A 14,152-nucleotide genomic window follows, 5' to 3' on the forward strand; every position below is an offset into this window, starting at 1 on the left:
TACCTTCTCATGCTTTATTTACCTTTTTTTAAATAATAAAAAGTGGGATGCTCCCGTTTGAGACTGGCAGCAATAAAACCAAGAGGATTATTCATTTCGTGAGCGACACCAGCAACTAAGTTGCCTAGTGCAGACATTTTCTCACTTTGCACCATTTGTAATTGGGCGTTTTGCAAATCGGTTAGCGCGATTTCTAAGTCAAGTGATTTTTGCTGCAAGGCAAGTTCAGCTTGTTTGCGTTCGCTAATATCTCGCATCACAACTACTGCACCGAGTTTATCACCCGAAGCATCGAAGATCGCTTGTCCGCTAGCTAACAAAATTCTCGTAAAACCATGCTTCGGCGCAATTACCATTTCGGCATTTTCGACAATTTCCCCTTGCAAGGCGCGAAACAAAGGAATTTCCGTTTTTGATAGGGGTGTTTGACCATCTGGTTGATAGAGTGAGAAGTGTTCTGCCCATTGTTCTGCTGGTAATGATTCTACTGGTAGACCATGAAATTCACGAGTTGCTTTGTTAAATAGAGTCAATTTGCCAGTACCATCACAAACAACAATCCCATCGGTAATATTGTGAATGATGGCATTCAAGAACTCTCGTTCTTTAGCTAGAGATGCTTGTGCCTGTTTGCGATCGCTAATATCAATCACCACCCCATCCCAGATGATTGAGCCATCGGCTTGTCGCTCTGGCCGAGAAGCAGATTGAATCCATTTCACGGTTCCTGAAGGCAGGATAATCCGCCATTCTTGCTCAAAGGGTGTGAGATATTGGGCAGAGTAGGCGATCGCTTGGGCAATAGCTGGGCGATCGTCAGGATGATTCATGTCGTAAAGGGTATGCGTCCCTGCCATCACCAACTCTGGCTCTAACCCATATAAATCGAAACAGCCAGAGCTAACATAAGGTGTTGAAGTTGAACCGTCAGCCGCCAGACGGAATTGGTACACCATACCAGGAATATTATTCGCCAAATTTTGGAAGCGGGTTTCACTAGCCTGCAATTTTGCTAGAGATTGTGTTAACTGTTGAGCATAGTTCTGGGAATTTCGATAAAGTCGGGCATTTTCCAGAGAAATTGCAGCTTGAGCGCAAAGTAAATTTAGTAGTTCGACGCGATCGCTTGTAAAGGCTTTGGTTACTAAGTTATTTTCCAGATACAAAATGCCCAGCAACTTACCCTGATGCAAAATCGGGCTACACAAGATACTTTTGGGCTGCTGTCGTTGAATATATGAGTCATTAATTAATTGAACATGCACCCTAGCATCAATAATCACTGTTGGTTGTAAGCTGCGTTTGACGGTATTAATTAAACCAACTGGCACATCAGATGAGTCTTCAACAGACTGTGGGTTGAGCAACATTGGGTAAAAATCGATTTTGGCAGCCTGGTTCTGTACACCGTCTAAGGAAAGCTGTGCTAACGCCTGAATTAGCAAACGATCTGACTCCAAAAGCATGAACACACACTTATTGGCTCCCGCATTTTCAATGACGATATGCAGTAATGCTGAGAGCAGTTTTTCGAGTTCGATTTCCCCTGAGATAGTTTGATAAGCTTTGAGAATGGCAGCTAAATCTAAAGCAACAGAGACGCTGCTACTGCTGGAAGTGGCAAAACTGGTGGAGGTGACACTTTCCAATGTGAAGATAGTTTCGTGAGTGGAGAGGGGAGAACGGGTTTGCTCAAGGATGGAGGCGAGGAGTTGCGGATAGCATCGTTCCAAGTCGGCGACTTTGGCTTTAGCGCCCCAACGAGCATAGCCATAGTAGGCTTCAATTATGTATTCCCCAGCTATGCGCTGTTTGCTCCAGTCGAGGTAAAATTTGGCGGCTAGTTCGTTAGCAAGTGCTTCTTCTTGGGTGTAGCCGTGTTCTTTAGCAAGAGCAATGGCGCGATCGTATAATTCTATTGCCTCTGATTTATGTCCCAGAACCCGATATCGTTCTGCTTCAACCAAATAAAACTTGTGTAAATGATTGGCTGGAATATAGTTAGCCCAAGTTTTGATCTTTTCCTGATTTTTGCTCACCCGCTCAAGAATGTGTTGTTGTTCTGTTGCGGAAACTTGGGAATAAATTGCCAGATGAGCCAGAGAATCATAGGTGTGGAAGATTGGAACCACAAATAATCCGATGACACCGCCGAGATAATTTTCAGTTGCGATCGCAGCTTCCACTGCAAGTTCAAACTTCCCAAACAGATAACCAAGAAAAAGTTTACTCACATAGAAATAGCACAGCGCAGTTTGATCGCCTGATTGCTGGAGAACTGGCAGCATTTGCTCTTGATTGAAAGCCTTACCAACCAATTGCCATACTTGGGCACAATCACCGTTTAAATTCAAAATCGATTGCTGAAAAATCTTCAGCTGGTTGAGAAGTCCTTCTTGTTTTAGTTGAGTAAGTTGAAGACGGAAAGCATCACTCTCTCGGCTTAACTCTCCCAGTTCTTTACCAACAAACAAAGAGTGCATGACGTAAACGACTGCACAAATGGTAGCTGATTCTAAATCTCCCGTTTCTAGCCCAACTTGATAGCCTTCCCAAAAAAGCGCTAAGGTGTTCCTAAGCGGCTCCTTCCAATGCAATACACTACAGCATACTCCGACATAAGTTCTGGCTTTCAACTTTTTGGCATTAAAATGTTCGAGTAATTTGAGTGCAAGTTGTCCAAACTGATAGCCACATTCAATATCTCCTACCGCCCCACAAAGCAGCAGTCCATAGTAGGCATAACCATTTGTAGAGTCTGAGGTATTGCCGTACTGAACAGATAAATTTACTTGCTCAAGGACAATAGATGGTAAGAGTGTTGGAGCGGCAACAAAGGCAGAAGAAGAGACACTTACGAGAATCCGGATAGCGGCTAATTTGTCTAACTCTGTCATCTGATGTAGAGCCATTAAATCTACCGCTTGCCTTCCAGCTAAGATGGATTTGGTTGCTTTGAGAGCCGATGCAATATCTGATTCATTTGGTTGCTTGGGAAAATGAATTCCTAACTGCTCTAAAATCTTGAGAGCTAGCTCCACGCCCTGTAGAAATTGATGTTGGGCTTGAGCGGCTTGAATTTGGATTTCATAGACTTTAACAGTATCTAATAAGGTTCTAGCATTTGACAAAATGACTGCTGCAAATTGTGCCATCTGCTCAAAATTGCCACTTAGATAAGCTGCTTCGGTGGCAGCTTCATAAAGTGTCAGGGTTAGTTCATATTCTATTTGCCACCGATCTTGTGCAAGCATTGCAATACCTATAGTGGTATACTCAAATGCGGCGGCGTATGCTGTTGCAGCTATTGCTTTTTGTGCAGCTTGTAAATTGAGTTGAGCGAGTTCTATTTTCTGAGATGGATCGACAATTAAGCTATTTCCTATATTCAGTTGATTAACAATCTCAAATAGTTTTTTATCCTGTTCTGCAGCTGGCGTATGATTCAGCAAAAGTTGCCCAATTTTCAGATGAGTGACCTGTTTTTGCTGGTTGGGAATTAGAGAGTAGGCTGCTTGCTGTACGCGATCGTGCAAGAATTTGTAAACTGTCATTTGTCCTTTGGCATTTGTCATTTGCAAATGATCGATGACCAATGACAAATCTTGATAAAACTTGTAAACCTCATTGATGGGAACGATCAATCCTTCTTGCAATGCTTTCCACGAGTCTGAGGCAGTTTCCATCTGCGACTTTTCAGAGACGATCGCTAACGTCGTTAAATCGAACTGATTGCCAATACAGGCTGCCAGTTTCAAAATATTTTGAGTGATGTTGGGCAATTTCTGAAGCTGTTGTGCCATAAATTCCACCACATCATCGGTGAGAGCAAGCGATCGCACTTGCCCTACATCACACTGCCAAAAACCTAACTCCCAATCAAAGGTAATCAGCCCATCCTCATGGAGCGCTTTCAAAAACTGAGTTGTGAAAAAGGGATTGCCTTTGGCTTTTTGATGAACTAACTCTGTTAACGGTAATGCCTGTGCCGTTGTACAACTGAGGGAGTCGGCGATTAAATGGTTGATATCTGCTTGACTTAAGGGAGCTAGGCTCAAGGTTTTGATCGCAGAAGATGCCTTTTTGATTTCATCTACCGTTAACATCAGTGGATGAGCCGCAAACACCTCATTATCGCGGTATGCGCCAATAATGAATAGATAGCCGCAATTGCTCTGAGACATTAACAACTTCAGCAAATTCAGCGATGCCGAATCTGCCCACTGCAAATCATCCAGAAATATTACCAACGGATGCTCTGTTGTCGCGAACACCTGAATGAACTGTTGGAACAGCAGATTGAAACGGTTCTGGGCCGCACTGCTTGAAAGTTCAGCGATCGCAGGCTGTTTGCCGATCATCTGCTCCAGTTCAGGAATCACCTCGATCAGAAGTTGCCCGTTCTTACCAACTGCCGCTAAAATCTTGTTTTGCCATTGCTTTAGTTGAGTATCGCTTTCACTAAGCAACTGTCCCATCAGATCGCGAAAGGCTTGGACAAAAGCAGATAGAGGAATATTTCGATTAAATTGGTCGTATTTGCCTTTGATGAAGTAGCCGTTCCACTGGACGATTGGCTTATGCACTTCATTGACAACTGCGGTTTTGCCAATGCCAGAGAAACCTGCTACTAGCATCAGTTGGGAGTCACCATTAGCAGCATGACCAAATGCTTCCAGTAACGTCTGTACTTCTGATTTACGTCCGTAGAGTTTTTCTCTGATGAGAAAGCGATCGCTAATATCTCGCTGTCCCAAATCAAACCAGGTATGTTTGCCTGTTTCTCGCCACTGTTCTAAGCAGGTAACAAGGTCGTGTTTAAGTCCTAGCACACTTTGATAGCGGTCTTCGGCGTTCTTCGCCATCAGTTTGCGGATAATCTCGCCCAGCATCAACGGCAATTTGGGGTTGAAATCGCAGACGCAGGGTGGAAGTTTCGCAATATGGTAATGCACTAACTCCATCGGTTCCTGGGACTCAAAGGGCAATTTTCCACTCAGTAGTTCAAAGAAAGTCACACCTAAAGAATAGAAATCGCTGCGGTAGTCAATGCCTCTGTTCATCCGTCCGGTTTGCTCTGGCGACAAATAGGTTAGCGTTCCCTCCAATCCATTGAGGCTTTGGATTTCCTGGGTTTCTCGTGGTAAGAGGGAAGCAATACTAAAGTCAATCAGCTTGATTTGTTTGGTGTCAGGGTGAATCAAGATGTTGGCTGGCTTGATATCTTTGTGAATGACGCGCTGTTGATGTAACTGGTGTAAAGTGTCTAGCAGTTGCAGAGCAATGGGTAGGAATTGCTCTAATGTCAGTGTTTTTCCTAGACTAAATTGCCGCAGGGAAACACCACCAAAGTCTTCCATGACTAGGGCATAACCATTGTGATAGGCTTCCAGGCTGTAGGGTTTGATAATGCCAGGAATATCTAAGTTTTTAGTGATCGCATATTGGTTGCGAAACTGTACTAATTCGCTAAAAGTTGGGTATTCTCGTTTTAAGAGCTTGATGACAACTGGTAGGCGATCGCATTCTCGAATTGCCCGATACACTTGAGTACGAGAACCTGAATAAAGTTGCTTGATGATTTGGTAGCCAGCAATCTTTAAAGTTCCATCAACTTTTGCGCTCATAAATTTTGACGAAAATTTCTTTATACTAGTGTTATAATTCCCACTACCATATCTTGGTTAACAACCGTTAGAAAAGTTGCATTGAGTATGGGACACTAGTACCGCAAGGCAAAAGTCAAAAGAATTGTATTTCAGGCTTTTACACCATTTGAAATGGTATGTTTATTTACGCCGTGCTGTATTAAGTCGTCCCAAGTTGCTCTGGTATCAGGGGGAACACATTTTTACAGTAATTATGTGCTACTAGAAGAAATCATATTGCCTGCGCTATTTTAGTCTGGTTTGGGACTTCTAAATAAAAAAATAATCAATCGTTTAGGTAAGCTGTTCTTGAGCAGGGGAAGCAGGGGGAGAAGAAATTGGATACTGGTGTTGGATGCAGGAATTGAGTAATTTAATTCTTGGATGTCCCTTTAAGCTCAAAGATTTAGCTGATAAAACTGGTCAAACAATTTATCAAATTAAGCATAGATTATTGTCAAATTATTTAGTTCGGTAATTAAAACGTCAAGACATTATGATGTTTATCGCCTAGTTATTTGGAGCGTAGTGCGGTGTGGCTGCGCCATTATTTATGACAGTTACGTAAGTCCTGTCACAAATCAAATAGGTTTCCTATATATGTAGACAATTTACAGAATTTTTACTCTTTGAATTTAGATTTAATTGGGTGGTAATTCTAAACTCATTTCACCCAACAATCCCTTGCGAAAATCTGTTAAAAGTTGCCTTGCAGCTCGCTCTATATCACCTTTGTAACGATGTTCTGCTAAGGCGTGCAAATAAGTATCCCCAGTCTCTGATGTCGAATCGAGTTGGTAGCGAGACTGTAATGGTTTTTTTGGTAATAAATCTGCGGCTACAGCTTCTAAATAGTTGAGTAAATCCACTAGAGCTGCTGCTACTAGCTGGTTATCGTAAGATGCTTCACCGATATCATCACAAATAGCTAATTTCAAGGCTGCATCTTGGTTTTCTAATCTTAAAGGGATGACACCAGGAGCATCTAGCAATTCCAAATGTTCGGAAATTCGCACCCAGCGTAGTTGGCGAGTTACTCCAGGACGGGCTGCACTTTCCACGACTCGCTTTCCCAACAGGCGGTTAATTAAAGCTGATTTACCGACATTAGGAAAACCAATCACCACAGCCCGCACTGGACGGGGTAACATGCCGCGATCGCTTCTTCTTTGATTGAGTTCTACCCCAGCAGCTTGCGCTGCCCGCGCCACTTCTGCTATACCTTTACCATGTTGAGCGTTGGTAAAATAAGGGACTTCTCCTTGACGTTTAAACCAATCGATCCACAGCGATCGCATTTGCGGCGTAATCATATCTACTCGGTTAAGTATCAACACCCGTGTTTTACCTTCCACCCACTCACCTATTTGGGGATGGTGAGTCGCTAAAGGAATCCGAGCATCTCGTACCTCAAACACCACATCTACGCGCTTTAGCTGTTCTTTGAGCTTCTTTTCAGCTTTCGCAATGTGACCTGGATACCATTGAATCAGGTTTAATCTATAGTTTTGAGTTATAGCCATTTGTCCTTTGTCCTTTGTTATTTGTTATTTGTCCTTTGTCCTTTGTCCTTTGCAAATGACCAATGACAAATGACTAATGACTCTCTTTAGGAGCTTGATGTAAAATCAGACGGTTGCCATCAGGGTCATAGGCATAGATTTCTCTGCCGTGGTCAGCAATGGAAATGTCTCCTGGTGGAGGATAGCCTAAAGCAGTTAGATGAGCGATCGCATCTTCTAAGTTACTCACCTCTAAACACAAACTTATCTTACTTTTAGGGTAGAAAGAAAGTGGCTTGTCGTCAGACATCGCTTCAAATTCCGATTCGTTTGTGTTCTTTGGTTTAAAAATACCTAATCGCATACTAACCAAATTAAACTCAGCATAGACATTCGGAATCAAAATCACTGGCTTTTGCCCCAGCAATCTACTATAGAAATTCACTAAATTCTCACAATTAACCGATGCTATGGTGACAAATGCGTTAGTGTACTGAAAAACCATATAAGCTTTAAGTTATTTAATTTTTTTAAGACTCTCATTTTTCTAAAGTTCTTACACTCAGCACTTGCGGTGGTGTCGAATCTGGTGGATAAATCACATCTATCTGTACTATCCGCTGAGTTGAAGGTGGAAGTACAAGCTGCACCAATGGTTCTAACACCTGACCAGTTCTGTGCCATAGATGTATGTAGCGCGTCTTTTGTTGACCTTGGTCATCGAAATAGCGTAGCCGCACTGTACCACGGAAGAAAGGAAAATCTAGGGATGGTTTGCGAAAACGCACACTACCTTGAGATAATTTATCTTCCTTCAAAGGTGTTTCTAAAGTAACAGTCACGGTCTGGTTTTGATTAGTATTGTTACTTAAGGGTAAAGTGAGTTTATATTCCACCCCATAATTACCATGTGCTTCATAAGCCGTATCTGCATAACGTACCAGCATTTTGGCCGTTTGGATTTGTTGAGTGCCCAATCGACCACTAAGCAATGTGTCTAAAGCATAAGAAATAGCTTTGCCACGCTGGGGAATAGTCAGATATTTAGCTTGGGGATTATCTACCAACTTTGCTTGCCATTGGGAGCCACTAGACACACCAGCTACACGCCCATAAATTAGTGCACCACTGGTAGCATCTGGAGGAGTAGGGGTTTTATCTCGCGGCCCAGCGAAGTTGCCGGTATTTAGTAAAGCTTGCCATTCTGCAAGAGTTGGTGGGCGTTCTGTATTATCAGAATTTTTCTTGGCAAACATTGCTAAACTTGCTGCATAAACTCGATCGCTACTACGCAGCCGCATAAAGCTAGAGCGACCATTCACTGGCTTTTCTAGATTTCGTACAGGAATCGGATGATTTAACAACATCCGGCTTTCTCCTGGAGGAATTATCAATTTTGCGGGAAAATCTGCTTGTCGAACACCCCGGAGTACGTCACCAACAGCGCGATCGCCTGGGCCTGAGTAAGCCTTACCATCATTATTTTCTATATAAGGGGGTAAGGTGACAAAGGGCGCATCCTGCATCAAATAACTTGCCGCTTGCAACACATCTACTGTTACAGGTTTTTTACCAGGGTTATATACAATTACACCCAGGTATAGCGTTTGTAAATCCTTGGGAGTGTGGCTGTAGTGGTGGGCAAATAAGTCAAAGCGTCCCTGAAAGGGAAAATTAAGATGCGCTGCTGGAACTTTTTTACCGTTTGGAGGAAAGGTAGAAAGTAAAATACCTTCAGTTTTAATCCATTCTGGGCTATTGCTGTTAAAAACGGGTATTTTATCTAACTTGCCAGGTAAGGCTCGAACTTCTCCTGGTTGCACAATTTCTTGGGGCGCTGGCTTTGGTGAAGTTTGAGCGATCGCTGAATTATCTTTTTGAGTTGTGCATTCAAAGGTTTGAGTTATGGCAAGTCCTAATAAAAGTGTGAATACAGATAATGGGAATTTAGCCAGCATAAATTTGAGCATCGAGAAAGCCGTAGTGTTAAAGATCGGAAGTTATTACTACAAGTTCCTTGAAGGGGATTTCTGATCGTGCGTAGGCATAGCCCGCCGCAGGCATCGCTATTAAATTGTAAGCATAGTTCCAGTAGCCCACAGCCGCAGGGCTTTTTGTCTTTAAAGAGAGTGTTGATGGTTTAAGCGAATTTGAGAACGTTCAGTGATTGTAGAAATAAATCAAGATAATCAGCGATTTATGCAAAAATCTGCTGTAAATTTAAAACAAAACCAGGGAGAACATCTTCACCCGATAAACTTGTGGGAGATTGTAAAACTTCTGGTGCAAGATTTGGGCGATAAATTATTACTTGTTTATCTTTAGGATTAATTAACCAACCCAGTTGTAAGCCATTTCTTAAGTATTCCTTCATTTTAGCTTTAGTATCTTCCACATCATCAGTTTCAGAAACTAATTCCACTGCAAAATCAGGACACAAAGGGATAAATTTCTTTCTTTGTTCTGGGGTAAGAACATCCCATCTTTCTATCCTTACCCAAGAAGCATCAGGTGAACGAGTTGCCCCATTTGGTAATTTAAACCCAGTAGAAGAATCAAAAGCTTTTCCCAGCTTAGTTTGTCTGTTCCAAACTCCTAAATCAAGATATAGTTCAAAATTACGGTTTCCCGTTTCTCCCCCAGTCGGTGACATGATAATTAATTCCCCTTCAGCAGTTAACTCTAGTCGTAATTCTTTATTCACGGCTACAATTTGTGCAAATTCCTCATCACTAAATTGCAGATTAGGAGGTAATTGTAAGGTTAAAGCAGTCATAATTAATTGCGCTCCACAAAAATCCGAGTTGCATCAAACCCATACGCTGCTAAATAGGGAAGATTTAGCCTCTACCTCTACTTTAGGAATTCCCCTTAACAAATGCGACGTTGTTTTATTTTTTAAAAAAGTTCGGGGTAGGTATAGGGGTGAGAGACTGAATGAGTTAAGAAAAGTTGTAGGTTGGGTTAAGCAAAGCGCAACCCAATAAAGCCCCGGAAATGTTGGGTTTCGTTCCTCAAACGCCACTTGCTTCTCCCAAGGGGAGACGCTGCGCGAACAAGTCGGGAAACCCGCCCAACGCAGTGGCTCCCCAACCCACACAGTTTAAGGTTTTTGGCTAATTTTTGTATTCCAGACTATCCATTGCCATTCTTTCTCAGAGTGTAAATTGGGTTTATCCCATGAGAGAAAATGACACATTGATTTTATGGTTAGTCTTGCAAAGGTAACGAGCGCGGAGGGATTTGAACCCCCGACCCACAGAACCGGAATCTGTTGCTCTATCCACTGAGCCACGCGCCCTTATTCTTCAATATTATAGCACGTCTGTGATAAAATTTGCAGCTTTAAAGATAATTAGCTGGGTCTACGGGTGTACCATTCCGACGAACTTCAAAGTGGAGGTGGGGGCCAGTTGAAAAACCAGTGGAACCGACAGCAGCGATCGCTTGTCCGCGTTCAACTGCTTGTCCCTCAGAAACATACAACTCGCTGGTATGCCCGTAGAGTGTAGTCATGCCATTACCGTGATCGATAATTACCGCTCTGCCATAACCACCATACCACCCAGCAAAAATTACTGTTCCCGAATCGGCTGCCCGAATTTTACTACCATAGCTGGCAGCAAAATCTAACCCGGCATGAAAGCGACGATAGCCAAGAATAGGGTGTATCCGCCAGCCGAAGGGACTGCTAGTAGGAGCATCGCTAGGATATGCCATTACACCAGTTCCCCGAATGATGATACTTGTTCGGCTGTTGGTTTTTGCTTGGGCTTCTGCTACCTTTTGTTGAATCAAGACTTCCAGATTTTTCGATTCTCTTTCTAGCTGATTTTGCGCTGCTTCTAAGGCTAGGCGATCGCTATTCAGGCGTTGAATCAATTCTGATTGTGATTGCGTTTGGGTTTGATAATCAGCTTTTTGTGCCAACAGTTGCTCACGAATTAAGCCAATTTCGTTTTTTTGCTGTTCTACTTCCGTTTTTTGTTTATCGATTGAGTTTGCTTGGGTGTTGAGTTTTGCTAAAATTTGTTGGTCTGCCTGAAACACCAACTTCAACTGATGACGACGGCTGAAAAAGTCGTTGATATTTTCACTTTCAAGCAAAACCGCCCATCCTGCAAAAGCAGGCGATCGCTGGAGGTAACGCAATCGTGCTACTGTTGCTATTTGCCGCTCCTGATACGAACGTTCTGCCACATCTAAATCAGCTTCCAACTGCTGGAGGCGTTGGGTAGCGAGTTGTAATCGTGATTCGCTCTCTTGAAGATAGCTATCTGTAGTTTGCAGATTTTGCTTTAAACCAGTGAGGTGTTTTTGGGCCTCTTGTTGGAGATTTGTTAAGCGATCGCGATCGTTAACCACACCCTGACGCTGCTGGTTCATTTGTTGCTGCTGTTGTCGCAAAGCATCAATAGACCCTGTAGACGTTGCGTGGGCTGGAATTAATGCCAAACAAATCCACAAAACACAGCAAAATGCAATAGATAAACAGCAATAAATCTGCTTTTTTTCTAGAAATCGCCCTCTCATAGTGCGAACCTAATTAAAAGGATACTTTCAAACACTATGAGGATTATTCCCAAAATCTAATTCATCCACACCAACACATTATTAAATTGGTCTGCCAAGTTGTGACACAAGGATTGCAGCTATGTCAGCATTGAGCCGGTATGTGAGTAGGTGAGATGCATGAACACACGTATAGCAATACTCAGCACTCAGCACTCAGCACTCATTAATTATGATTAGCTTTCCAATTTGCCAAATCAGCTAAAGAGCGATCGCGGTAACGTCCATAACGCTCTGGTTTGCTTTTGATTTTCATTCCTAAGTCGGGAAAAATCCCAAAATTAGGCGGCATTGGTTGGAAATGCTTGGGCGAAGCAGAACTAATAAATTCTAATAACGCACCGATCATTGTTGTTGGTGGTAAAACCAAAGCTTCTTTACCCAAGGCTAATCGCGCTGCATTGATTCCCGCCAAGCAACCACCCGCAGCCGCAGCAGTGTAACCTTCAGTACCAATCAATTGTCCAGCGGCTAACAATGTCGGACGCTCTTTAAATTGTAAGGTAGGATGCATTAACTGGGGAGCATTAATAAAAGTGTTGCGGTGCATTACTCCCAGCCTGACAAACTCTGCTTTTTCCAAACTGGGAATTAACTGAAAGATTCGCTTTTGCTCACCCCAACGCAGATTTGTTTGAAATCCTACCATATTCCACAGCTGACCAGCTTTATCTTCTTGTCGTAACTGCACCACAGCATAAGGACGTTCCCCTGTGCGACTATCTGACAATCCCACTGGCTTCAGAGGGCCGTAGCGCATGGTATCTTCTTGGCGCTGTGCTAGTTCTTCTATGGGTAAACAAGCTTCAAAAAACTTCGCCGTTTCCCGTTCAAAACCCTTGAGTTCTGTTTGTTCCGCTTTACAAAGTTCTTCTCGAAACTGCAAGTACTGCTCTTTATTCATTGGGCAGTTGAGATAAGCAGCTTCACCTTTGTCATAACGTGATGCCATAAAAGCAATGTCACGATTAATCGATTCTCCCACGATAATCGGACTAGCTGCATCAAAAAAGCTGAGGTATTCCATCCCTGTAAAGCGGCGCAAATCTTCTGCCAAATCGGGACTGGTTAAAGGCCCGGTTGCCAAAACCACAATCCCTTCGGGAATTGCAGACACTTCACCCCGGCGGAATTCAACTAAAGGATGACTCGCTAAAGTTTCAGTTAAATCTTGGCCAAATTGTCCCCTGTCTACGGCTAATGCCCCGCCGGCCGGAACGGCGTGTTCATCAGCTTTTGAGATGACGATAGAACCTAGTTGGCGTAACTCTTCGTGCAATAATCCCGCCGCGCGATCGCTTGCCATTGCTCCAAAGGAATTACTACACACTAATTCTGCTAAATGTTCTGTATGATGAGCAGGACTAAATCGCTTTGGACGCATTTCATGCAGAATTACTGGCACTCCTGCTTGCGCTATTTGCCAAGCTGCTTCTGTCCCAGCTAGCCCACCTCCAATTACTTGTATCGGTTGTATTTCCATAGTTAAATTTTTTATCCCTATATTATAAGTATCAATCAGCATTACAGAAGTAAAATTAAATAAAAAGTCATGTTAAACCACAACAAGTGCAAATAAAGTATTGGGCCAATTGTAACGTTGAGACTAAACTCTCAAGGTTTTTTACAATCAATTTTGCTGTAACGCGAAAAGCCACCATCAACGGTGGGCTTAACATTTTCCAACTGGCACACTGCCAGCAAGTACGAGCGCGTCCCAAGCCCTTGCCTAATTGCATTAATTAAAAAAGTAGCAAAATTAGTCATCAAACTAGGATATTTTGTATAAACCCTTGATTTCTCATTTTTCGAGGTGATACATTAAGTAAGTATTCAATGATTAGTTAAGAATGGGTTGATTAGGACGTGATTTATGACTAAAAACAAAATCAAAGATAACGTCGATTTAAATCAAGCTCCAGTTATGTTTATTAAGGAAGTAACAGATGATGAGGAATTAAAAAGTGTATACGGTGGCGTAACGCCTCCTGTTTCACGACTCAGCCCTGAGATTATTGCTGCTCTTGAAAAGCGCGGTATTATATTGACTAACGATCCTAACAACCCAAATATATTAACAGAAGAGGCGTTATCTGCTTTAAAAGAAATTTTGGGTAATAAGACGTAGTAGATACAAACGATTTCCATTAACTGTAGCGATATGCAATACTAGGACGTGTTTTCAAACACGCTGTATTTAAAAAAATAGATTAATCTAAGTAATCTTGGAATTATTCTAATGGCTTATCAAAGTTATTTAATATTGCAATCAAATTTTTGACACTATCAAATAACAGCAGTTTTCACTCCTTCCATGCTTGGGAGCGTGTTCAACTTTGGCAACAGACAATCAACCCAACAAATGAACAAGTACAAGCTTGTCTGAAAGAAAAGCGATCGCTATCCCCAAAAAAAACTTAACATTAACCT

9 protein-coding genes and 1 tRNA gene are annotated in these 14,152 nt (G+C 42.5%); 2 read left to right on the forward strand and 8 right to left on the reverse strand.

Annotated features, from left to right (window positions below):
• Positions 1–14: 14 nt before the first annotated feature.
• The 8 genes from ACFE93_RS17250 to trmFO all read right to left on the reverse strand — a co-directional run bounded on the left by ACFE93_RS17250 (position 15) and on the right by trmFO (position 13,205).
• On the reverse strand, positions 15–5,627 hold the full coding sequence (locus tag ACFE93_RS17250) for an AAA family ATPase (RefSeq protein ID WP_375474511.1): 5,613 nt from the start codon (positions 5,625–5,627) through the stop codon (positions 15–17).
• A 662-nt stretch (positions 5,628–6,289) separates the two neighbouring features.
• Positions 6,290–7,171 carry a ribosome biogenesis GTPase YlqF gene (ylqF, locus tag ACFE93_RS17255; protein WP_375474513.1) on the reverse strand — a complete coding sequence of 294 codons (882 nt, stop codon included), beginning with the start codon at positions 7,169–7,171 and terminating at the stop codon, positions 6,290–6,292.
• A 73-nt stretch (positions 7,172–7,244) separates the two neighbouring features.
• The gene (locus ACFE93_RS17260; RefSeq protein ID WP_375474515.1) at positions 7,245–7,655 is read right to left on the reverse strand and encodes a VOC family protein; all 411 of its coding nucleotides are present in this window, start codon (positions 7,653–7,655) and stop codon (positions 7,245–7,247) included.
• Positions 7,656–7,689: 34 nt separating this feature from the next.
• Positions 7,690–9,108, reverse strand: coding sequence for a DUF3370 domain-containing protein (locus ACFE93_RS17265; protein ID WP_375474517.1), 1,419 nt, complete (start codon positions 9,106–9,108; stop codon positions 7,690–7,692).
• Between the two features lie 239 nt (positions 9,109–9,347).
• Positions 9,348–9,926, reverse strand: coding sequence for a Uma2 family endonuclease (locus ACFE93_RS17270; RefSeq protein WP_292863324.1), 579 nt, complete (start codon positions 9,924–9,926; stop codon positions 9,348–9,350).
• A gap of 452 nt (positions 9,927–10,378) precedes the next feature.
• A tRNA-Arg gene (locus tag ACFE93_RS17275) sits at positions 10,379–10,451 on the reverse strand.
• Positions 10,452–10,495: 44 nt separating this feature from the next.
• Positions 10,496–11,683 carry a murein hydrolase activator EnvC family protein gene (locus ACFE93_RS17280; RefSeq protein WP_375474519.1) on the reverse strand — a complete coding sequence of 396 codons (1,188 nt, stop codon included), beginning with the start codon at positions 11,681–11,683 and terminating at the stop codon, positions 10,496–10,498.
• Between the two features lie 205 nt (positions 11,684–11,888).
• The gene (trmFO, locus tag ACFE93_RS17285) at positions 11,889–13,205 is read right to left on the reverse strand and encodes an FADH(2)-oxidizing methylenetetrahydrofolate--tRNA-(uracil(54)-C(5))-methyltransferase TrmFO (RefSeq protein ID WP_375474521.1); all 1,317 of its coding nucleotides are present in this window, start codon (positions 13,203–13,205) and stop codon (positions 11,889–11,891) included.
• 390 nt (positions 13,206–13,595) lie between these two features.
• Here trmFO and ACFE93_RS17290 point away from each other — a divergent pair, with 390 nt between their 5' ends.
• Together ACFE93_RS17290 and ACFE93_RS17295 are read left to right on the forward strand one after the other, a co-directional pair.
• Positions 13,596–13,850, forward strand: a complete 255-nt coding sequence (locus ACFE93_RS17290; protein WP_375474523.1) for a hypothetical protein — start codon at positions 13,596–13,598, stop codon at positions 13,848–13,850.
• Positions 13,851–13,999: 149 nt separating this feature from the next.
• Positions 14,000–14,143, forward strand: coding sequence for a hypothetical protein (locus tag ACFE93_RS17295; protein ID WP_375474525.1), 144 nt, complete (start codon positions 14,000–14,002; stop codon positions 14,141–14,143).
• Positions 14,144–14,152 lie beyond the last annotated feature (9 nt).

Origin of the sequence: uncultured Nostoc sp., from assembly GCF_964247315.1 — a bacterium.
Lineage (GTDB): Bacteria > Cyanobacteriota > Cyanobacteriia > Cyanobacteriales > Nostocaceae > Nostoc.